The organism is Trujillonella humicola (genome assembly GCF_046233715.1).
GTDB classification, from domain to species: Bacteria; Actinomycetota; Actinomycetes; order Mycobacteriales; family Geodermatophilaceae; genus Trujillonella; species Trujillonella humicola.
This window is the reverse complement of sequence record NZ_JBJNRJ010000001.1, coordinates 186,300-206,541: the sequence shown is the minus strand read 5'-3', so window position 1 is coordinate 206,541 and position 20,242 is coordinate 186,300. Positions and strand designations below refer to the sequence as shown.

The following is a 20,242-nucleotide window of genomic DNA, read 5'->3' as shown; positions in this document are numbered from 1 at the left end:
GGCCGATCGCGGGCACCCGGCCTCCGGTCCGCTCGGGCCGGCCCGCCACGACACGGGAGACCGCCCCACGATGACGCTCGAGCCCGCCGGCAGCCCCGCCCCGGTCGACGTGCACTCCGCCGTCGCCGAGCACGCCGCCGAGATCGCCACCGCCCGCAAGGACATCCTGCGGATCGCCACGGCCGGCTCGGTGGACGACGGCAAGAGCACCCTGATCGGGCGGCTGCTGTACGACAGCAAGGCGGTGTTCGAGGACCAGTACGAGGCCGTGGCGCGCGCCAGCAAGGGCGACTACGTCGACCTGGCGCTGCTGACCGACGGCCTGCGCGCCGAGCGCGAGCAGGGCATCACCATCGACGTGGCCTACCGGTACTTCAGCACCCCGCGGCGCACGTTCATCCTCGCCGACACCCCCGGGCACGTGCAGTACACCCGCAACATGGTCACCGGCGCCTCCACCGCCGACCTGGCGATCGTGCTGGTCGACGCGCGCAAGGGGTTGCTGGAGCAGAGCCGCCGGCACGCCTTCCTGGCCTCGCTGCTGCGGGTGCCGCACCTGGTCGTCGCCATCAACAAGATGGACCTGGTGGACTGGTCGGAGCAGGTCTTCGAGGCCATCAGCGACGAGTTCAGCGCGTTCGCCGCCAAGCTCAGCGTGCCCGACCTGACCGTCGTCCCGATCTCGGCGCTGCACGGCGACAACGTCGTCACGCACTCGCCGAACACCCCCTGGTACGAGGGCCCGACGCTGCTGCACCACCTCGAGCACGTGCACGTGGCCGGCGACCGCAACCTCACCGACGCGCGCTTCCCCGTGCAGTACGTCATCCGGCCCCAGTCCGACGCCTTCCACGACTACCGCGGCTACGCGGGAACCGTCGCCAGCGGCGTGCTGCGCACCGGCGACGAGGTGCAGGTGCTGCCCAGCGGGCTGACGACGACGATCGCCGGCATCGACGGCCCGCGCGGCCCGCTCGACGAGGCCTTCGCCCCGATGTCGGTGACCGTGCGGCTGGCCGACGACCTCGACGTCTCCCGCGGCGACCTGATCTGCCGGCCGGCCAACGCCCCGCAGGTGACGCAGGACCTCGACGCGCTGGTCTGCTGGATGGCCGAGGAACCGCTGCGGCCCCGGCAGCGGCTGGCGGTCAAGCACACCACCCGCTCGGTGCGCGGCGTGGTCAAGGAGCTGGCCTACCGGCTCGACGTCAACACGCTGCACCGCGAGCAGGGGGCCACCGAGCTCGGGCTCAACGACATCGGCCGGGTGAAGCTGCGCACGACGCAGCCGCTGTTCGTCGACGACTACCTGCGCAACCGGGTCACGGGTCGGTTCATCCTGGTCGACGAGGCCACGAACGCCACCGTCGGTGCCGCGATGCTGACACCCGCGGGATGACCGGTCCCCTCCTCCCCACCGCCGGCGTCCCCGGGGCGGCGGCCGGGAGGGGGCCGGCGCCGACCTCCCGCACCCGCCTCGCCACGTGGCTGCTGGTCGCCGCGATCGTCGCGGTCGCGCTCAACCAGCGCCCGGCGGTGGTGGCGGTCGCGCCGCTGCTGGGCGACCTGCGTGCCGACACCGGCCTCTCCTCGGCGATGGCCGGCCTGCTCACCACGGTGCCGGTGCTCTGCTTCGGCGCCTTCGCCCCGGTGGCTCCCCGGCTGGCCCGGCGGGTCGGGCTGGAGACCGCGGTCGGCGCCTCCCTGCTGCTGCTGGCGCTGGGCATCGCGCTGCGGCTGCTGTCCCCCGTCGCCCTGCTCTACGCCGGGAGCCTGCTGGCCGGGGCCGCCATCGCCCTGGCCAACGTGCTGCTGCCGGCGTACGTGAAGCGCGAGTTCGTGCGGCCGGGCGCCGTCATGGGCATCTACTCGGCCTCCCTCAACGTCGGTGCCGCCGCGGGCGCGGCCCTGACCCTGCCGGTGGCCGGCGCGCTCGGCCTCGGCTGGCGGGGCGGGCTGGGCCTGTGGCTCTTCCTCGCCCTCGGCGCGCTCGTGCTGTGGCTGCCGGTCGCCGGCACCGGCCGGGCCCGCCGGGTCCGGGGCGACGCGCCGCCCGGCGGCTCCTGGGAGCTGCTGCGGCTGCCGCTGGCGCGCCGGGTCTGCGCCTTCCTGGCGATGCAGAGCCTGCAGTTCTACGCGATCGCCGCCTGGCTGCCGACGCTGCTCGCCGACGCCGGGGTGCCCCGGTCGGCGGGCGGACTGCTGCTCGGGCTGTCCAACGTCGTGGGGGCGGCCGGCGCGCTCGTCGCGCCCGCCCAGGCCGGCCGGATGCGCGGGCAGCGGCCCCTGGTGGTCGCCGTGGTCGGCGCCTACGCCGTCGGCCTCTCCGGCCTGCTGCTGCTCCCGGACACCGCCACGGTCGTGTGGGTGTGCGCCTGGGGCGTCGCGCAGGGATCGGGTTTCGCGCTGGCGCTGACCCTCATCGTGCTGCGCAGCCCCACCCCGTTCGTGGCCGCCCGGCTCGGCGGCGTGGCCCAGTGCCTGGGTTACCTGCTCGCCGCCTCCGGCCCGCTGGTGCTCGGTGCGCTGCACGACGCCACCCGCGGCTGGTCCTGGCCGCTGGTCGTGCTGCTCGTCGCCGTCGTCCCGATGGCGTGGGCCGGCTGGGGCGCCGCACGCGACGCCGTCCTCCCCGTGCCGGCCCGGCCGGAACCGGTCAGCCGAGGCTGACCGGCAGCACCTCGAAGCCGCGCAGCGTCCGCAGGTCGCGGCGCACCGGCCGCCCGGCGACGCGCATCCGCGGGAAGCGCTCGCTCAGCGCCTGCAGCGCCACCTCCGCCTCGAGCCGTGCCAGACCGGCTCCCAGGCAGTAGTGGACGCCGCCGGAGAAGGCCAGGTGCTCGCGCGCGTTGGCCCGGCCGACGTCGAATCGGGCGGGGTCGGCGAAGACGCCGGGGTCGCGGTTGGCCGCCCCGAGCAGCAGCGTGACGCGGCCGCCGGCCGGCACGAGCCGGCCGGCGACCTCCACGTCGGCGCGCGCGGTGCGGCCGGTGAGCTGCACCGGGCTGTCGTACCGCAGCGCCTCCTCCACCGCGCCGGCCCAGCCGGCCGGCTCCGCGCGCAGCGCCTCCCACTGGTCGGGGTGGGCGTCGAGGGCGACGACGGCGTTGCCCAGCAGGTTCACCGTCGTCTCGAACCCGGCGCCCAGCAGCAGCAGCACCGTGGCGTGCAGCTCCCGCTCGGTCAGGGCCTCCTCCCCGGGCAGCCCGACCAGCCGGCTGACCAGGTCGTCAACCGGATCACGGCGCAGCCGGTCGAAGTGCTGCCGCAGGAACCCGTGCATCGCCCGCAGCCCCCGCTCGGCCCGCACGTACCGGCGCACCGGCAGCCCGGGGTCGAGCGTCGCGGCCGCTGCGGCGCCCCAGCACAGGAAGTCCTCCCGGCGGTCGGTCGGCACGCCAAGCAGCTCGGCGATGACCAGCACCGGCAACTGGGCGGCGTAGCGGTCGACGAGGTCGACGGTCCCGGCACCGGCCAGGCCGTCGAGGAGCTGCTCGGCGGTCCGCCGGATCACGGGCTCGAACGCCGCGGTGGCCCGGGGGGTGAACGCGCGGCTGACCAGCCGCCGGTAGCGGGTGTGGTCGGGGGCGTCGACCACCAGCATCGACGGCGGCTCGGCCACGCCGGCGGCGTCGAGCTCGTCGCCGAAACGCAGCGCCCAGCCGATCGCCCCCGAGGCGCGGGACCGGTCCCAGCCCACGCCGAAGCGGTCCGACCGCAGCACCTCCTGCGCGACGGCGTGGGAGGTCGTGACCAACCCGAGAGCACTGGGCACCAGCGGACCGCGGGCGCGCAGCTGCTCGTGGACGTCGTACGGGTGCTCGCGCACCGCCGGGTCGCGCAGCAGCCGGCCGACGAGGTCGCCGCGGCGGGCGGCCCGGGCGAGGTACACGGCGGGCAGCCCGTGCCGGACGGCGTAGCGTGCGAGCGTCCGTGCCGGCCGCAGCAGGGGCGAGCGGGTGGGCTCGGGGGCCGGCGGGGACTGCCGCGGTGCGGTCAGCGCGGTCATGGGCGCCTCTCTGCGGGGGACGTCGTCGTCCGCCGCAGTCTGTCAGCGCCGGGCGCCCGGCCGAGCGCCCGGCCCGGCACCGCCCGGGTGTGCACCGCCCGGCCCGGCGCCGCCCGGGCCTCCCGGGCGGCGCGGGGGCTCAGCCCTGGTCGGTCGGAGCCGGGGCGTCGAGGTCCTTGCCGGACCAGTCCTTGCCGGCGTTGTCGGCGTGCTCGGAGGCGCTGTCGGTCTGGCCGGCGACGGTCTCCACCATCTCCTCGTCGGACAGGCCCTCACCGGCGCTGTGGGTCCCGGGCTCGGTCATCGCGCATCTCCTTCGACTGCGGGGACGGATCGTCCCTGCGGCCCTCCCCGGCGACCGGCGGGGTCAAACCCCGGGCGCACGGAGTCACAGGCCCGGTGGGCGCAGCTCGAACCAGACCCGCTTGCCGCCGCGGTGGTCCTCGGCTCCCCACTGGTCGGCGATCGCGGCCACCAGCCGCATGCCGCGTCCCCGCGGGTGGCCCGTGTCCAGCTCCCGGATGACGGGGCGGACACCGGATCCGTCGACGACACCGATCCGCAGCCAGTCGTCGGCGAGAGTCACCTCCAGCGTGAACACGCTGTCGCCACCGACGTGGTCCACGACGTTCGCGACCAGCTCGGTCACCAGCAGGGCCGCGTCGTCGTGGTCGTGCGGCGCGCGCCAGGCCCGCAGCAGGTCCACGACCACGTGACGGGCCACCGGCACGCTGCGCGCGACGGGGAGCAGATCGACGCTCGCGCGCAGGGTGGACACGGCCGGCCTCCGGGGTGGTGCTGACGAGGTCGGGACGGCGCGCCACGTCGGGCACAGGCGCAGCATCCCGTTGTGCGCTACCGAAGCACGCCGGAACGAGTGACGCAACCCCCCTTGCACGTCACTGGCATTGCACGTCACACCCGTTGCATGCAAGGGGGGTTCAGATGCATAGTGGGCCATCGATCCGTCGGGATGCGGCGGGCGGGCGAGCGGAGGACAGGTGGCGTCGGACACCCGTGGCGGGGACGAGCCGGCCCTGGCGGCGCTGCGCGCCCTCGTGGCCGCGCTGGACACGTGCTCCGACGAGCTGGGATCCGCGCGCGAACGGGCGCAGCGCCTGGTCGAGCAGCGGGAGACCGGCCGCCCCTGGCTCGACATCGTGACCGCGGAGCCCCGCCCGCTGGTGGTCGAGCGGATCAGCACGGTCCTCGCGACGCTGGCGACGGCCGGCAGCGCCTGGCGCCGGGAGCAGGCCCGGGCGCTGCACGGGGAATCGGTGAGCATCAACCGGATCGCCTCGCTGTTCGGCGTCACCCGTCAGCGGATCTCCGCGCTGCTGCGCGACCGCCCCGACGACGACGCCGCTCCGGCGATCGACTGACCGTCGCCGGCCCGGCGATCGCAGCGGCGGGTGCCGGCCACCAGGAGCGCCAGGCAGAGCGCCAGGAGCAGCAGCTCAACGGAGAAGGCGGCGGTCAGGCCGGCCCGGTCGGCGAGCCCGCCGAGCACGACGGGGGCGACGAGCACGAGCAGCCCGCCGACGAGCTGGGTGCGCGCGTTGACCCGGTCCTCGTCCCCCGGGGCCGCACCCAGGGCCAGCGCGAGGGCCAGCGGGTAGAGGTTGGCGACCCCCACCCCGGCCAGCGCGAGCCCGGCCACCGCTCCGGCCGGCGAGGCGCTCAGCCAGAACAGCAGGAAGCCACCGGTGGTGAGCACGAGGGAGCCGTGCAGCAGGGGGACGGTCCGGCCGGGACGCCGGGTCGCCGCCGCACCGGCGATCCGGCCGGCCAGCAGTCCGAGGTAGTGGCCGCTCATCGCGGTGGCCGCGGCCGGCGCCGACAGCCCGAGCGTCCGGAGCTGCTCGGCGCCGAAGTAGACCAGGCAGAACTCGACCGCCATGCTGCCCGCGACCAGTCCGGCGAGCAGCGAGCCGGCCGCCGGCAGCCGCCGGCCGGCGCCCGCCCGTCCCGCCGGCCGCACGGGGGCCGGCAGCGGCGTGCGCCGGGCGCGCAGCGCCAGCCCCGCCAGCCCCAGGACCGGCAGCAGGTAGGCGGCGCGCCAGCCGAGGGGCCCGGCGGCGAGCGCTCCGAGCCCCAGCGGCGCGATCACCGCACACGCGGCCGCGCCGATGTTGGCCTCGGTCAGCGCCCGCTCCCGCCGCGGACCGTGCCGGTCGGACAGGACGGCCTGGACGACGGCGACCAGCGCCGTGCCGCCCAGGCCGAGGGCGCCGGCCCCGCCGAGGGTGGCCCCCGGCCCGCCGCTGGCCACCACGAGCACGGCCCCGGCCGAGGCCAGCGCGGCCGAGGACCAGAGCAGCGCGCCGCGCGACAGCCGCCGGGCGGCCGCCGGGAACAGCAGGCCGACGACGATCGTGCCGGCCGACCACGCCGCGGTGTGCAGTCCCAGGACCGTGTAGGAGAACCCGCGCTCGGCGCGCAGGAGGGACAGGACCGGGCCGAAGGCGTACAGCCAGAAGGTGAAGCACGCGAGCGCCGCGTAGGACACCACGGTCGGGCCGTCCCGGCGGAACGCCGCCGTGGGCGCCGCGGATGTGTATCGATACACAGCTACAGTGTAGGAGTGCCACCGCCAGGGCCCCGGTCCGCACCTGAGCCGGGGGCGGCGCCGGCGGCGCGACCGACCATGCGCCAGGTGGCGCGCGCGGCCGGGGTGTCGCCGATGACGGTCTCCTACGTGTACTCGCGCCCCGCCCGGGTGGCGGCCGGGACGGTCGAGCGGGTGCGGGCGGCGGCCCGCGACCTGGGCTACCCCGGCCCCGATCCGACCGCCCGCTCGCTGCGCCGCGGGCGGGTCGGGTCGCTGGGCGTCGTCCTCGGCGAGCGGCTGAGCTACGCCTTCGACGACCCGCAGGCGGCGCGCTTCCTCGCCGGGGTCGCCGACGTGTGCGTCGCCGAGGGGGTCGGTCTGACGCTGCTGCCGGTGACGGGCGGCGGGACGGACGTCGAGCGCGTCGCCGAGGCCGTCGTCGACGGGCTCGTCGTCTGGACCACCAGCGACGACGATCCCGTCCTCGACGCCGTCGCCGACCGCGGCCTGCCCGCCGTCGTCCACGCCGGCCCCGCGCACCGCGGCCTGCCGGTGGTGGCCATCGACGACCGGTCCGCCGCCGCGGCGGTCGGCGCGCTGGCCTTCGCCGGCGCGCAGCGGCCGGTGGTCCTGGGCTTTCCGCTCGACCGCGCCCGCGCGCGCCGGGTGCTGAGGGGGCCGGACGTCGGCGAGGTGGGCTTTCCGGTGACCCGGCACCGCTGGGAGGGCTTCCGGGACGCGTGGGCGCAGGCCGGCCGGCCCCCGGCGGCGCTGCGCCTGGCGGTGTGCCCGGTCAACGACAGCGGGCAGGGCGAGGACCTCACCGCCGAGCTCCTGGCCGGCGACGAGCCGCCGGACGCGGTCGCCGCGATGAGCGACGAGCTGGCCCTGGGCGCCCTGCGCGCCGTGACCGCGGCGGGGCTCGCCGTTCCGCACGCCGTCGCCGTCACCGGCTGGGACGACGGCGACGCGGCGGAGGCGGCCGGGCTGACCACCGTCGCCCAGTCGCTGCGCGAGCAGGGCGCCCGGTGCGCCCGGCTGGTGCTCGGCGGGACCCCGCCGGAGGGCGAGCCGGGCTGGCGCGTCGTCGTCCGCTCGACCACCCGTCCGGCTCCCTCGTAGGGGCCCGGCCCGAGCGGAGCGAGGGTCGGGGGCGAGGGGGCCTCCTTCAGGCCGAGATGCGGTCGATCGCCTTGTAGATGCGCTGCTCCGACACCGCCCGCGGCGTGCCCAGCTGCTGCGCGAACAGCGCCACCCGCAGCTCCTCGACCATCCAGCGGACCGCCGTGACCGGGTCGTCGGGCGCACCGCTGGGCGGGACCTTCCGGCGCAGCTGCTCGTACTCGGCCGTCACCGCCTCCACCTGCTGCATCCACAGCGCGTCGCGGGCGGCGTTGGCCGGCAGCTTCTCCAGCCGGAGCGCCATGCCCGTGAGGTAGCGGACGACGTCGGGCAGCCGGCGGCGGCCGGTCGCCGCGACGAAGCCCCGGTGCAGCAGCCCGGCCATCTGCCGGCGCAGGTCGGCGACGGCGGCGTCGGGCACCCGGCGGCCCGGCGCGGCGCCGATCGCGACGGCGACCTCGCGGGCCTGGGTCAGCACCGCCTCGACCCGGGTCACGGTGTCCTTCGTCAGCGGCGCCAGCTGCGCGCGGGCGGTCTCCACCAGCGCGGCGAACGCGGCCGCCTCGCGCGGCGGGCCGCCGGCCGCGGTGACCAGCTCGTCGGCGGCGGCGTCCACGCAGTCGGCGACCAGGTCGGGGATCTCGCCGTCGGGGTTGAACTGCAGCGCCAGGCGCGACCGCGGGCCCAGCCCCTTGGCGACCTGCCGGGCGGGGGACCCGGCGGCCAGGACCAGCAGCCGGCGGACGCCGCGCCGGTGCAGGCGGGCCGCCTCGGCCTCGGAGGCCACCACGCGGACGCCGGCGGTCTCCCCCTCGTCGACCACCGCGGGGAACGCGGGGACGACGTGCCCGCCGCGGTCGACCTCGACGCTGCGCGGCAGGTCGCCGATCGTCCACGCGGTCAGCCCCGTGCGCTCGAGGTCGGCGGCGGCGCGCGCCAGGCTGGCCCGGGCCTGGGGTGCCACCTCGGCGCGCAGGGCGTGCAGGTCCTTGCCCTGGGCCAGGGTGCGGTCGCGGTCGTCGACCACCCGGAAGGTGGCCCGCAGGTGGCCCGGCACCTGCTCGGGCGCCCAGGCGTCCGGCGGGACCACGACGGCCGCGGCCCGGCGGAGCTCGCGCTCCAGCGCCGGCAGCAGCGGCTCGGTCGGCTCGATCCGCGGCAGCACCTCCCGCACCCGGTCGGGGATGGGCACCAGCGCACGGCGGGTCTGCTTGGGCAGGGTGCGCAGCAGCGCGGTCACCAGCTCCTCCCGCAGCCCCGGCACGGTGAAGGCCAGCGAGCTGCCCGCCGTCCGCTCGGCGACGGCGTCGAGCACGGCCAGCGGGACGGCGACGGTCACGCCGTCCTCCGGCGCCCCGGGCGAGAAGGCGTACGACAGCGGGAGGGTGAGCCCCTGCGTCAGCGGGACGGCGTCGGGGAAGTCCTCCTCGCGGACCTGACCCGCCGCCGCGGCGTCGGTGAGCTCCTCGACGGTGAGGGTCATCAGGTCCGGCGTGCGCCGCCGGGCCTCCTTCCACCACCGGTCGAAGTGCCGGGTGGAGACGACGTCGGCCGGCACGCGGGCGTCGTAGAGCTCGAACAGCGTCTCGTCGTCGACCCGGATGTCACGGCGGCGGGCGCGCTCCTCGAGCTCGGCGACCCGCTCCAGCGCCCGCTGGTTCTCGACCCAGAAGCGGTGGTGGGTGGTCCACTCGCCCTGCACCAGCGCGTGCCGGACGAACAGCTCGCGGGAGACGACCGGGTCGATCGAGCCGTACTGCACCCGCCGGCCCACCACGAGCGGCAGCCCGTAGAGCGTCACCCGCTCGGTGGCGACGACGGAGCCCCGCTTGGCGTCCCACCGCGGCTCCGAGTACTCGCGCGTGACCAGGTGGCCGGCGAGCTGCTCGACCGTCTCGGGGTCGATGCGCGCGACGGTCCGGGCGAACAGCCGGCTGGTCTCCACCAGCTCGGCGGCGACCACCCAGCGCGGGGGCTTCCTCGCCAGCGGGGTGCCGGGCGCGATGACGAAGCGGGCGTTGCGGGCGCCCAGGTACTCGCGGCCGCCGCGGCGCCGGTCGCCGTCCTTGCGCCTGCCCTCCTCGACCTGCAGGCCGATCTGGGAGAGCAGGCCGGCGAGCAGGGCGGTGGTGATCGAGCGCTCGTCGGGCTCGGTCGACGGCCCGGTCGGTGTCATGCCGAGCCGGCGGGCGGTGCTGCGCAGCTGCCCGTAGAGGTCCTGCCACTCACGGATGCGCAGGTAGTGCAGGAACTCGCGCTTGACCGTGCGGCGGAAGGCACTGCCCGACAGCGCGTCCTGCTGCTCCTCGAGGTGGCGCCACAGGTTGAGCAGCGCGAGGAAGTCGGAGTTCTCGTCGGCGAAGCGGGCATGGGCCTGGTCGGCGGCCTGCTGGTGCTCGGCCGGGCGCTCGCGCGGGTCCTGGATGGTCAGGCCGGCGGCGATCACCAGCACCTCGTCGAGCACGCCGCGCCGGTCGGCCTCGACCACCATGCGCGCGAGGCGGGGGTCCAGCGGCAGCGCGGCGAGCGAGCGGCCGGTGGGGGTGAGCTTCCCCTGGCCGTCGAGGGCACCGAGCTCCTCGAGCAGGGCGAGGCCGTCGGCGACCGCGCGGCGGTCCGGCGGGTCGATGAAGGGGAAGTCCTCGACGGCACCGAGGTCGAGCGCGGCCATCTGCAGCAGCACCGCGGCCAGGCTGGTGCGCAGGATCTCCGGGTCGGTGTACTCGGGCCGGGCGTCGAAGTCGTCCTGCGTGTAGAGCCGGATCGCGATGCCGTCGGACGTGCGGCCGCACCGGCCCGACCGCTGTCGCGCCGAGGCCTGGCTGACCGGCTCGATCGGCAGTCGCTGCACCTTGGTCCGCGCGCTGTACCGGGAGATGCGCGCCGTCCCCGGGTCGACGACGTAGCGGATGCCCGGCACGGTCAGCGAGGTCTCGGCGACGTTCGTCGCCAGCACGACCCGCCGCCCGGTGTGCCGCTGGAACACCTTGTGCTGGTCGGCCGCGGACAGCCGCGAGTAGAGCGGCAGGATCTCGACGCCGGGGAAGCGGTCGGTGAGCGCGTCGGCGGTGTCGCGGATCTCCCGCTCGCCGGCGAGGAACACCAGGACGTCGCCCGGCCCCTCGGCCACCAGCTCCTCGACGGCGTCGCCGATGGCGGTGACCTGGTCCCGGTCGGGGTCGGCCTCCGGATCGTCGGGGTCGACCACCGGCCGGTAGCGGACCTCGACCGGGTAGGTGCGGCCGCTGACCTCGACGACCGGCACCTCGACGCCGAAGTGGCCACTTCGGCGGCCGTCCTCCCCGCCGCCCTCCTCCCCGCCGGAGTGGCCACTTCGGCGGGGAGGACGCCCCGTCGGACCGAGGCCGGTGAAGTGCGCGGCGATCCGCTCGACGTCGATCGTCGCCGAGGTGATGACGATCTTGAGGTCGGGACGGCGGGGCAGGATCCGGGCCAGGTAGCCCAGCAGGAAGTCGATGTTCAGGCTGCGCTCGTGCGCCTCGTCGATGATCAGCGTGTCGTACTGGCGCAGCAGCCGGTCGTGGGCGATCTCGGCGAGCAGCACGCCGTCGGTCATGACCTTGACCAGCGTGGTGTCCGAGACCTGGTCGGTGAACCGGACCTTCCAGCCGACCACGTCGCCCAGCGGTCGCTCGAGCTCCTCCGCGATCCGCTCGGCCACCGTGCGGGCGGCGATCCGGCGGGGCTGGGTGTGCCCGATCCGGCCGCGCACGCCCCGGCCGAGCTCGAGGGCGATCTTCGGGAGCTGGGTGGTCTTCCCGGACCCGGTCTCGCCGGCGACGACGACCACCTGGTGCTCGCGCAGGGCCGCGGCGATGTCGTCGCGGCGGGCGGAGACCGGCAGCTCGGCCGGGTAGGTGACCGGCGGGACGGCGCCGCGACGGCGGGCGATCCGCTCCTCGGCGGCCACGACGTCGGCGGCGATCCGCTCCCGCTGCCGGGCGCGCGCCTCGGCGTCGCGGGTGCGCCGGGTGCCGTCCAGCCGGCGGCCGAGGCGGTGCTCGTCCTCGAGGGTCAGCGCCGCCAGGCGCGAGCGGAGGTCGCCGGCGGCCGGCGCGTCGACGGCCATGGCCGAGCTCCTCTCGAGGACGTGGGGGCTGTCCGGGCACCGACGGTGCGGGCACGCGGACGACCGGCGGGACCGGCCCTCCCAGGATCCCACTGCGCGCGGCGCGACCCGGCGTCACCGACCCGGGGCGTGCCCGACGTCACGCGTGATGCACTGCCACCGGTGGATGCATGTACCGAGCAACCGGTTGTACCGTGCACCTGTTCTCGGCACCGCGCCGCCGTCCGCCCCCCGGAGACCCCGTGAGCCTGCCCGCACCGGCGACCCCTGGCGCCCGCCCGGCGCAGCTGCACACCCTCGGTGAGCAGCTGGCCCGCATGATGCGGCAGATCCACGCGCTCAAGGCCGCCACCGCGGGCGACAGCCGCGAGCGGGCGGCCCACGTGCTCCTCTTCCCGCTGGACCGCCTCGGCGCCATGCGGCAGGGGGCCCTCGCCGACCTCGTCCACGCCGACCCCTCCACGGTCAGCCGGCACGTGGCCACCCTGGTCGAGGGCGGGCTGGTGCAGCGGGTCCCCGACGAGCGCGACGGACGGGCCAGCCTGCTGGTCGTCACCGGCGCCGGCCAGGCCGCGCTCGCCGCGCTGCGGGCCGAGCGGTCCGCCGTCCTCGCGCGGGTCACCGCCGACTGGGACGACGCCGAGCTGTCCACCCTCACCGACCTGTTCGGGCGCCTGCTGGACGGCCTGTCCGCCGTCCTGCCCGCCGACGCGACGCCCGACGCCCTCCCCACCCCGAGAGAGACCCGATGACCCGCACCACGCGGGGGAACGCTGCTCAGCGCAGCGAGGCCCGTGCCGCCGCAGCCGCGCCCGACGCCTCCGGCCAGTTCACCCACCGGCAGATCGTCACGATCATCGTCGGCCTGATGGTCGCCATGTTCCTGGCCGCCCTCGACCAGACGGTCGTCTCCACGGCCATCCGCACCATCGCCGACGACCTGCAGGGCTACGACCTGCAGGCGTGGGCGACCACGGCGTTCCTCATCACCTCCACGATCACCACCCCGCTGTACGGGAAGCTCTCCGACATCTACGGCCGGCGGCCGTTCTACCTGTTCGCCATCGCCGTCTTCGTGGTCGGCTCGCTGGCCTGCGCCTTCGCCCAGTCGATGTACCAGCTGGCGGCGTTCCGGGCGCTGCAGGGCATCGGCGCCGGCGGCCTGATGTCGCTCGCGCTGGCGATCATCGGCGACATCGTGCCGCCCCGCGAGCGCTCGCGGTACCAGGGCTACTTCATGGCGGTCTTCGGCACCTCCAGCGTGCTCGGGCCGGTCATCGGGGGCTTCCTCGCCGGCCAGGGCACGCTGCTCGGCCTCACCGGCTGGCGGTGGATCTTCCTCGTCAACGTGCCGCTGGGGATCGTGGCCTTCGCGGTCGTCATGCGGGTGCTGCACCTGCCGCACACCCGCCGCGACCACCGCATCGACTGGCCCGGCGCGCTGGCGCTCGTCGTCTTCCTGGTGCCGCTGCTGATCGTGGCCGAGCAGGGCCGCACCTGGGGCTGGGGCTCCGGAGCGGCGCTGGCCTGCTACGCCATCGGGATCGTCGGCTTCGTGCTGTTCGTGGTGGCGGAGCGCTCGTACGGCGACGAGGCGATGCTGCCGCTGCGCCTGTTCCGCAACCGGACCTTCGCGATCGGCGGCATCGCCAGCCTGGTGATGGGCGCCGGCATGTTCGGCGGGATCCTGCTGCTCCCGCAGTACCTGCAGATCGTGCACGGCTCGAGCGCGACCGTCGCGGGCCTGCAGATGATCCCGCTCGTCGGCGGCATCATGATCGGCGCGGTGAGCTCCGGCATCGCCATCAGCCGGACGGGCCGCTACAAGATCTTCCCGCTGGTCGGCATCGCCTTCATGGTCGTGGCCCTGGTGTCGCTGTCGTTCGTCGTCGAGGCCGACACCTCCGTGTGGACGCTGTTCCCGTTCATGGTGCTGCTGGGCCTGGGCCTCGGGTTCAACTTCCAGCCGATCATCCTGGCGGTGCAGAACTCCGTCTCGCCGCGGGAGATGGGTGTGGCCACCTCGTCGGTCACCTTCTTCCGGCAGATGGGCGGCACCCTCGGGGTCGCGGTGTTCCTGTCCCTGCTGTTCAGCCGGTTGCCCGTGGAGATCGGCAACGCCTTCCGCAGCGCCGGGCTGGGCGACCTGGCGGGCTCCATCGACGTCGACGCCGCACTCAGCGACACGACCTCCATCTCGTCGGCCCCGCCGGCGGCGGTCCAGGCGTTCAAGGTCGGCTTCTCCGAGTCGATCGACCTGGTCTTCCTCATCGCGGCGGCCGTCGTGGCGGTCGGCTTCGTCGTCCTGCTGTTCCTGCCGCAACTGGAGCTGAGCAACAAGTCCGGCATCCAGGCGCAGCAGGAGGCCCGGACGGCGACGGCCACCGGGAACGCCACCGCAGCCGACGACGCCACGCGGGCCGCCGGCGCCGCGGCGCCGACGTCCGTCAGCCCGAACCAGGGCCCGTCCGCCGGTGACGGCACCGTCGGCGACGGCGTCGCCGGGCGCGGCCCCCGCCACCAGCCCTAGGTCCCTCGCCACGGGTCCCCCCGACGTGGTGCGGAACCCGCCCCCGGGACCGGGCCGGCCGACCGGCCTACGGTGAGGCGTACCGCCCGTCGCCGTGCGTCCCTGGAGGCCTCCCGTGCCCGCGTCCTCGCTGATCCTCAACCGCCGGGACCTGCAGTTCCTGCTGCACGAGTGGCTCGAGGTGGAGAGCCTGGTGAAGCGACAGCGCTACGCCGAGCACTCGCGGGAGACGTTCGACGCGGTGCTGGAGCTGGCCGAGCAGATCGCCACCGAGCACTTCGCGCCGCACAACCGCGCGGCCGACGAGAACGAGCCCCGGTTCGTCGACGGCAGGGTGGAGATGATCCCCGAGGTCAAGCAGGCCCTCGACGTCTTCGCCGAGGCCGGCCTGCTGGCCAGCGAGTTCGACGAGCGCTTCGGCGGCATGCAGCTGCCGCACACCGTCGGGCAGGCGGTGTTCGCCTGGTTCAAGGCCGCCAACGTCGGCACCTCGGCCTACCCGTTCCTCACCATGGCCAACGCCCGGCTGCTGATCGCCCACGGCAGCCAGGAGCAGGTCGACACCTACGTGGCACCGATGGTGGCCGGCCGCTGGTTCGGCACGATGGCGCTGTCGGAGCCGCAGGCCGGCTCGTCGCTGGCCGACATCACCACCCGCGCGGAGCGCCAGGACGACGGCACCTACCGGCTGACCGGCAACAAGATGTGGATCTCCGGCGGCGACCACGAGCTGACCGAGAACATCGTCCACCTGGTGCTGGCGAAGGTCCCCGGCGGCCCGCCCGGGGTGAAGGGCATCTCGCTGTTCGTCGTCCCCAAGCACCTGGTGGCCGAGGACGGGTCGCTCGGTGAGCGCAACGACGTCGTCCTGGCCGGGCTCAACCACAAGATGGGCTACCGGGGGACGACGAACACGCTGCTGAACTTCGGGGAGGGCGTGCACACCCCCGGCGGGCGGGCCGGCGCGGTCGGGTACCTGGTCGGCGAGGAGCACCGCGGCCTCACCTACATGTTCCACATGATGAACGAGGCGCGGATCGGCGTCGGGATGGGCGCGACCGTGCTGGGTTACACCGGCTACCTGCACGCGCTGGAGTACGCGCGCACCCGCACCCAGGGCCGCCCGCCGACGGCGAAGGACCCGAGCACCCCGCCGGTGCGGATCGTCGAGCACACCGACGTCCGCCGGATGCTGCTGGCGGCGAAGTCCTACGCCGAGGGCGGCCTGGCGCTGGGCCTGTACTGCGCGCGGCTGGTCGACGAGGAGCAGACCGCCCAGACGCAGGAGGCCCGCGACCGGGCGCACCTGCTGCTGGAGATGCTGACGCCGATCGCCAAGGCGTGGCCCTCGCAGTACGGGCCGATCACCGACGACCTGGCCATCCAGGTCCACGGCGGCTACGGCTACACGCGTGACTACCCGGTCGAGCAGTTCTACCGGGACAACCGGCTCAACCCGATCCACGAGGGCACCAACGGCATCCAGGGCCTGGACCTGCTCGGCCGCAAGGTGCTGATGCAGGACGGCGCCGGGCTGCGCCTGCTCGGCGAGACGATCAGGGCCACCACCGCACGCGCCGCCGGCACCGGCTGGGCCGGCCTCGCCGCCGACCTCGAGGCCGCGGTCGCCCGCCTGGGAGCGGTCACCGCCACGCTCTGGGGGGCCGGCGACCCGGCGGTCACGCTGGCCAACGCGACCGCCTACCTGGAGGCCGCCGGCCACGTCGTCGTCGCCTGGCTGTGGCTGGAGCAGGCGCTGGCCACCCGCGAGGAGACCAGCGACTTCCACGAGGGCAAGCGCGCCGCCGCCCGCTACTTCCACCGCCACGAACTGCCGAAGGTGCACACGCAGCTGGACCTGCTGGAGTCCCTGGACCGCACCGTCCTGGACACCGACGAGCGCTGGCTCTGAGCAGGGACCCCCTGTCCCCCGCCGCTCGCACGCTCGCGGCGGGCCCCTGCAGGGGGCCGGGCGCACCCGCGCCCCGCGGCTGGCGAGCAGCGGCGGGGCGCGGTGGGTGGGAGCCGGCGGCGAGCCGGCCCCGGGTCAGGCGCTGACGGCCGCCGCGGGAACCGGCTCGGGAGCGGAGGACGCGGCGGACCGGAGGGCCTGCGCTGCGCGCTGCTCGCGCTCGTAACGAGCCGTGCTGGAGGACCCCATCACGACCACCAGTCCGGTCAGGACCAGGAACCCGAGGAGGGTCACGGCCGGCCAGAACATCATCGAGGACTTCCCCCTGTTCGTGTCTCCGCCGGCCCGTCAGGCGCGTGGACCGGCATGTCGTCGGGACCTGTGTGCCCGTGGATCTACCGCTCAATCGTCGATCCGTGATCACTTCCTGACTGCTGGTGACGCGATTCACACGCCGGGCCGGCCCGTCGGGCCTCCGGAACGGCGTGCTCTCATCCTCGGGTGACGCCTCCGGCTGCCAGCCCGCGCCCGGCCCCGGCGGGTCCTGCGCGCCCCGCGCGTCACGGCCCGCTGCTGCTGACGCTCGCACTCGCGGTGACCACGCTGTCGCTGCTGCAGAGCCTCGTCGTGCCGCTGCTGGGGACCATCGCCGCGGAGCTCGACGTCTCGACCGCCGCGGCGGGCTGGGTGCTGACCGCCAACCTGCTGGCGGCCGCGGTGTCGACGCCGGTGCTCGGCCGGCTCGGGGACACCCGCGGCGAGCGGCCGGTGTTCCTCGGGATCCTCGCCGTGGTCACGGGGGGCACCGTGCTCACCCTGGTCGCGACGTCCCTGCTTCTGCTGCTGGCCGGCCGGGTGCTGCAGGGGACCTCCTACGGCCTGTTCCCGCTCGCCATCAGCGTGCTCCGGCGGGAGCTGCCGGCCCGGCGGCTGAGCGTCGCGATGGCCGTGGTGAGCAGCACGCTGGCGGTCGGTGGCGTGGTCGGGCTGGTCGCGACCGGCCTGCTGTCCCGCGGATCGGGGAGCTACCGCGACGCCTTCTGGGTCGGGCTGGCCGTCTCGCTGTCGAGCCTGGTCATGGCCGCCGTGGTGCTCCCGCGCCGTCCCCCGACGGCCAGCGGCACGGTGGACTGGTGGGGCGCGGTCGCGCTCGGCGCCGGCCTCGTGCTGCTCCTGCTGCCCGTGTCGCAGGGCAACGCCTGGGGGTGGACGTCGGTCCCCACGCTGGCGTGCGCGGCCGGCGCGGTCGTCGTCCTCTCCGGGTGGGTGGTCCTGCAGCGCCGGCGACGTGAGCCGCTGGTCCGGCCGTCCCTGCTCACCGACCCGCGGACGCTGGCCCCGAACGTCGCCGGGCTGATGACCGGGCTGGGCCTGTTCGTCTCCTTCATCGCGGTCATGCAGTACGTCCAGACGCCGCCGGAGATCGCCGGCTACGGGTTCGGGGCGTCGGTCCTGGAGGCGGCGGTCGTCTACCTGCTGCCGGGCGGCGTCGCCGGCATCGTGCTCGCCCCGATCGCCGGCCGGGTCGTCGCACGGCTGGGCGCCCTGCCCACCCTGCTGGCCGGCGGAGTGGCCGGGCTGGCCGGCTTCGCGCTGCTGGCCGTGCTGCGCGGCGCCCCCGCCTGGGTCGTCGCGGGCGCGCTGCTCACCCAGGTCTGGGTGACCATCGCCTACGCCGCGCTGCCGACGCTCGTCGTCCAGGCGGTGCGGCCCAGCGAGACGGGGGTGGCCAACGCCGTCAACTCCATCACCCGGTCGGTCGGCCAGGCCGCCGGGAGCGCGCTCACCGTGGCCCTGCTGACCGCCGGCGCGGACCCGGCGACCGGCCTGCCGCGGGCGTCGGCGTTCACCCTCGTGTGCCTGATCGGCGTGGCCGCGGCGCTGGCCGTCGCGCTGGTCAGCCTCGTCGCGATGCTGCGCGGCCGGGGCCGTCCCGGAGGCGGGACCGATCCGCTGGCCGACGTCGAGCAGGCCACGGCGGGCGCCGGGGAGTGGTCGCCGGTGAGCGGGGTGCGCTGACCGGCGGAGGTCACGACATCGTGTCCGAGAGCATGGAACGGGACCGTCCGGGGCACCCAGGGCCACGAGAACGTCGGAAGCAGCCCTGACCGGAGGACCCTCGATGGCACGTTCCACCGGCGCTCGCAGCGCCTCGGCCGGTGCGAAGGACACGCGCTTCTCCGGCAACGTCGCCGGAGACCCCGCACCCCACGACGACAAGGTCAACTCGACCCGGTTCGACAACGCCCCGCGCGGAGCCGACACCAAGACCACCGCGGGCGGCACGCTCAAGCGGACGGTCAAGGAGTTCAGCGAGGACAACCTCATGGACTGGGCCGCGTCGCTGACCTACTACGGCACGCTGGCCCTCTTCCCGGCGCTGGTCGCGCTGATGTCCATCGTCGGGCTGCTCACCAACCCGCAGCAGCTGACCGAGGCGCTGACCGCCGTCGTCCCGGCCGACGCGGCCGACACGCTCAACCCGGTGATCGAGCAGATCGCCGGCAACACCGGCGCGGCCGGGTTCGGGCTGATCTTCGGTCTCGCCGCAGCGATCTGGTCGGCATCGGGCTACGTGGGCGCCTTCACCCGTGCCGCGAACGTCGTCTACGAGACCCCCGAGGGTCGCAAGGTCTGGAAGCTCAAGCCGCTGCAGCTGCTGGTGACGCTGATCGGCATCCTGTTCGCCGCCCTGATCGTGGCGATGCTGGTGCTGAGCGGCCCGGTCGTCGAGGCCGTGGGCAGCGCCATCGGGCTGGGCGACACCACCCTGACGGTGTGGAATGTCGTCAAGTGGCCGGTGATGGTGGTCCTGCTCGCGCTGATGATCGCGATCCTGTACTACAGCACCCCGAACGCGAAGCTGCGCGGCTTCAAGTGGGTGAGCCCCGGCGCCGGCGTCGCCATCCTCGTCGCCGTCGTGGCCTCGGCCGCGTTCGCCTTCTACGTCGCCAACTTCGGCAACTACAACGCGACCTACGGTGCGATGGCCGGCGTGGTCATCTTCCTGATCTGGTTCTGGCTGATCAACAGCGCGCTGCTGTTCGGCATCGAGCTCGACTCCGAGATCGAGCGGACCAAGGAGCTCAAGGAGGGCGTGCCGGAGGCGCACAAGGAGATCCAGCTCGACGCCCGGGCCGAGCCCGACCCGCGGCAGACCAACTGAGCGGATCCCGTCCCGTGGCTCGCACGCTCGGTGCGAGCCACGGGACGGGGCGGTACGCGACGAGAGGCCCGGCTCCCCAGGGAGCCGGGCCTCTCGTCCGTCCGGTGGTCAGCGGGACGTGGGCGGGCGGTCGCCGGACCGGGCCGGGGGCATGCGCTCCACCAGCGCCGCCACGGAGGCGAGGCCCCGGCTGACCGCCTCCCCCGCCGGAGCCAGCCGCTCCGGTGCCCGGCGGACGCCGGCGTCGACCCAGTCCCGCGTGCGGTCGAGCACCGACAGCGGCAGGGCCGACAGAGCGTTGCCCGGCGGACGGCGCGCCACGGTGGGGTGCGGCCGGGTCGGCGAGATCCGCCGCACGAGCTCCCACTGCCGGCCCAGCCGGCGCAGCTCGTGCGGATCGAGCCGCTCCTGCAGCCGCGGCAGCAGGACGTCCTCCTCGTCCCGGACGTCCTCGCGCAGCACTGCCACCAGCCGGGCCAGGCGTGCCGGCCGCTGCGGGTGCTCCGGGCCGCCCTCCTCGAGCGCTGCCACGAGCTCGTTGACCTCCTGGTGCTCCTCCTCGATCCGCAGGGTGAGCTCCTCGCCGTCGGGGAGCACGCGGCGGACGGCGGGCCACAGCACCGCCTCCTCGGCGAAGGCGTGCGCGAAGACCAGCCGGTCGATGCGCTGCAGCACCTCCTCCTGCGCTCGGCCGGAGCTGCCGTCCAGCTCGTGCAGCAGCTCGTCGAGCCGGACGTGGTCGCGGCGCTGCCGGGTCAGGACGCTGCCGGGACCGCCGAGCTCGGCCTCGGTCTGGTCGGCAAGGGAACGGGGCACGGGGACGACCTCTCGATGTGGGACGGATCCGTCCCTTTCTTCCCTG

At 75.2% G+C, this 20,242-nt stretch carries 16 protein-coding genes; 9 read left to right on the top strand and 7 right to left on the bottom strand.

All coding sequences use genetic code 11. The annotated features are described in order from the left end of the window. Positions 1 to 70 precede the first annotated feature (70 nt). Together ACK586_RS01005 and ACK586_RS01000 are read left to right on the top strand one after the other, a co-directional pair. Positions 71 to 1,399 (top strand): sulfate adenylyltransferase subunit 1, encoded by a 1,329-nt coding sequence (locus ACK586_RS01005; RefSeq protein WP_409328592.1) that lies wholly within the window; start codon positions 71 to 73, stop codon positions 1,397 to 1,399. Then, entirely contained in the window at positions 1,396 to 2,670 is a 1,275-nt protein-coding gene (locus ACK586_RS01000; RefSeq protein WP_409328591.1) for an MFS transporter, read from the top strand. Before ACK586_RS01005 ends, ACK586_RS01000 begins: the two co-directional genes overlap by 4 nt. Here the strand turns inward: ACK586_RS01000 and ACK586_RS00995 are convergent. The 3 genes from ACK586_RS00995 to ACK586_RS00985 all read right to left on the bottom strand — a co-directional run bounded on the left by ACK586_RS00995 (position 2,657) and on the right by ACK586_RS00985 (position 4,787). Next, positions 2,657 to 4,009, bottom strand: coding sequence for a cytochrome P450 (locus ACK586_RS00995; RefSeq protein ID WP_409328590.1), 1,353 nt, complete (start codon positions 4,007 to 4,009; stop codon positions 2,657 to 2,659). The two genes, ACK586_RS01000 and ACK586_RS00995, sit on opposite strands and share 14 nt — an antisense overlap. 139 nt (positions 4,010 to 4,148) lie before the next feature. Continuing rightward, complete coding sequence (locus ACK586_RS00990; protein ID WP_409328589.1) at positions 4,149 to 4,313, bottom strand: hypothetical protein; 165 nt, start codon at positions 4,311 to 4,313, stop codon at positions 4,149 to 4,151. 84 nt (positions 4,314 to 4,397) lie between these two features. After that, complete coding sequence (locus ACK586_RS00985; protein WP_409328588.1) at positions 4,398 to 4,787, bottom strand: ATP-binding protein; 390 nt, start codon at positions 4,785 to 4,787, stop codon at positions 4,398 to 4,400. Positions 4,788 to 5,010: 223 nt separating this feature from the next. Here ACK586_RS00985 and ACK586_RS00980 point away from each other — a divergent pair, with 223 nt between their 5' ends. Continuing rightward, on the top strand, positions 5,011 to 5,391 hold the full coding sequence (locus tag ACK586_RS00980) for a hypothetical protein (protein WP_409328587.1): 381 nt from the start codon (positions 5,011 to 5,013) through the stop codon (positions 5,389 to 5,391). On the opposite strand, the gene ACK586_RS00975 is transcribed toward ACK586_RS00980, so the two are convergent. Then, positions 5,328 to 6,578 carry an MFS transporter gene (locus ACK586_RS00975; protein WP_409328586.1) on the bottom strand — a complete coding sequence of 417 codons (1,251 nt, stop codon included), beginning with the start codon at positions 6,576 to 6,578 and terminating at the stop codon, positions 5,328 to 5,330. The two genes, ACK586_RS00980 and ACK586_RS00975, sit on opposite strands and share 64 nt — an antisense overlap. A gap of 87 nt (positions 6,579 to 6,665) precedes the next feature. On the opposite strand from ACK586_RS00975, the gene ACK586_RS00970 reads away from it, so the two are divergent. Next, the gene (locus tag ACK586_RS00970; protein WP_409328585.1) at positions 6,666 to 7,682 is read left to right on the top strand and encodes a LacI family DNA-binding transcriptional regulator; all 1,017 of its coding nucleotides are present in this window, start codon (positions 6,666 to 6,668) and stop codon (positions 7,680 to 7,682) included. Positions 7,683 to 7,728: 46 nt separating this feature from the next. On the opposite strand, the gene hrpA is transcribed toward ACK586_RS00970, so the two are convergent. After that, positions 7,729 to 11,772, bottom strand: coding sequence for an ATP-dependent RNA helicase HrpA (gene hrpA / locus ACK586_RS00965; protein ID WP_409328584.1), 4,044 nt, complete (start codon positions 11,770 to 11,772; stop codon positions 7,729 to 7,731). A gap of 242 nt (positions 11,773 to 12,014) precedes the next feature. On the opposite strand from hrpA, the gene ACK586_RS00960 reads away from it, so the two are divergent. From ACK586_RS00960 to ACK586_RS00950, 3 genes are all read left to right on the top strand, one after another. After that, entirely contained in the window at positions 12,015 to 12,524 is a 510-nt protein-coding gene (locus tag ACK586_RS00960) for a MarR family winged helix-turn-helix transcriptional regulator (RefSeq protein WP_409328583.1), read from the top strand. After that, entirely contained in the window at positions 12,521 to 14,302 is a 1,782-nt protein-coding gene (locus tag ACK586_RS00955) for an MDR family MFS transporter (protein ID WP_409328582.1), read from the top strand. Before ACK586_RS00960 ends, ACK586_RS00955 begins: the two co-directional genes overlap by 4 nt. 115 nt (positions 14,303 to 14,417) lie before the next feature. Beyond that, a complete protein-coding gene (locus ACK586_RS00950; protein ID WP_409328581.1) occupies positions 14,418 to 16,214 on the top strand; it encodes an acyl-CoA dehydrogenase in 1,797 nt (598 codons plus the stop codon). A gap of 135 nt (positions 16,215 to 16,349) precedes the next feature. Here ACK586_RS00950 and ACK586_RS00945 read toward each other — a convergent pair whose 3' ends face one another. Further along, positions 16,350 to 16,526 carry a hypothetical protein gene (locus ACK586_RS00945; RefSeq protein WP_409328580.1) on the bottom strand — a complete coding sequence of 59 codons (177 nt, stop codon included), beginning with the start codon at positions 16,524 to 16,526 and terminating at the stop codon, positions 16,350 to 16,352. Positions 16,527 to 16,808: 282 nt separating this feature from the next. Here ACK586_RS00945 and ACK586_RS00940 point away from each other — a divergent pair, with 282 nt between their 5' ends. Both ACK586_RS00940 and ACK586_RS00935 read left to right on the top strand, forming a co-directional pair. Then, positions 16,809 to 18,233, top strand: coding sequence for an MFS transporter (locus ACK586_RS00940; protein WP_409328579.1), 1,425 nt, complete (start codon positions 16,809 to 16,811; stop codon positions 18,231 to 18,233). 103 nt (positions 18,234 to 18,336) lie between these two features. Beyond that, complete coding sequence (locus tag ACK586_RS00935; protein WP_409328578.1) at positions 18,337 to 19,380, top strand: YihY/virulence factor BrkB family protein; 1,044 nt, start codon at positions 18,337 to 18,339, stop codon at positions 19,378 to 19,380. A gap of 108 nt (positions 19,381 to 19,488) precedes the next feature. Here ACK586_RS00935 and ACK586_RS00930 read toward each other — a convergent pair whose 3' ends face one another. Then, entirely contained in the window at positions 19,489 to 20,196 is a 708-nt protein-coding gene (locus ACK586_RS00930) for a hemerythrin domain-containing protein (protein ID WP_409328577.1), read from the bottom strand. Positions 20,197 to 20,242 lie beyond the last annotated feature (46 nt).

Coding starts and splice junctions, on each gene's coding strand:
- ACK586_RS00990 (WP_409328589.1), bottom strand. CDS start 4,313: ATGACCGAGCCCGGGACCCACAGCGCCGGTGAGGGCCTGTCCGACGAG.
- ACK586_RS01000 (WP_409328591.1), top strand. CDS start 1,396: ATGACCGGTCCCCTCCTCCCCACCGCCGGCGTCCCCGGGGCGGCGGCC.
- ACK586_RS00955 (WP_409328582.1), top strand. CDS start 12,521: ATGACCCGCACCACGCGGGGGAACGCTGCTCAGCGCAGCGAGGCCCGT.
- ACK586_RS01005 (WP_409328592.1), top strand. CDS start 71: ATGACGCTCGAGCCCGCCGGCAGCCCCGCCCCGGTCGACGTGCACTCC.
- ACK586_RS00935 (WP_409328578.1), top strand. CDS start 18,337: ATGGCACGTTCCACCGGCGCTCGCAGCGCCTCGGCCGGTGCGAAGGAC.
- hrpA (WP_409328584.1), bottom strand. CDS start 11,772: ATGGCCGTCGACGCGCCGGCCGCCGGCGACCTCCGCTCGCGCCTGGCG.
- ACK586_RS00945 (WP_409328580.1), bottom strand. CDS start 16,526: ATGATGTTCTGGCCGGCCGTGACCCTCCTCGGGTTCCTGGTCCTGACC.
- ACK586_RS00995 (WP_409328590.1), bottom strand. CDS start 4,009: ATGACCGCGCTGACCGCACCGCGGCAGTCCCCGCCGGCCCCCGAGCCC.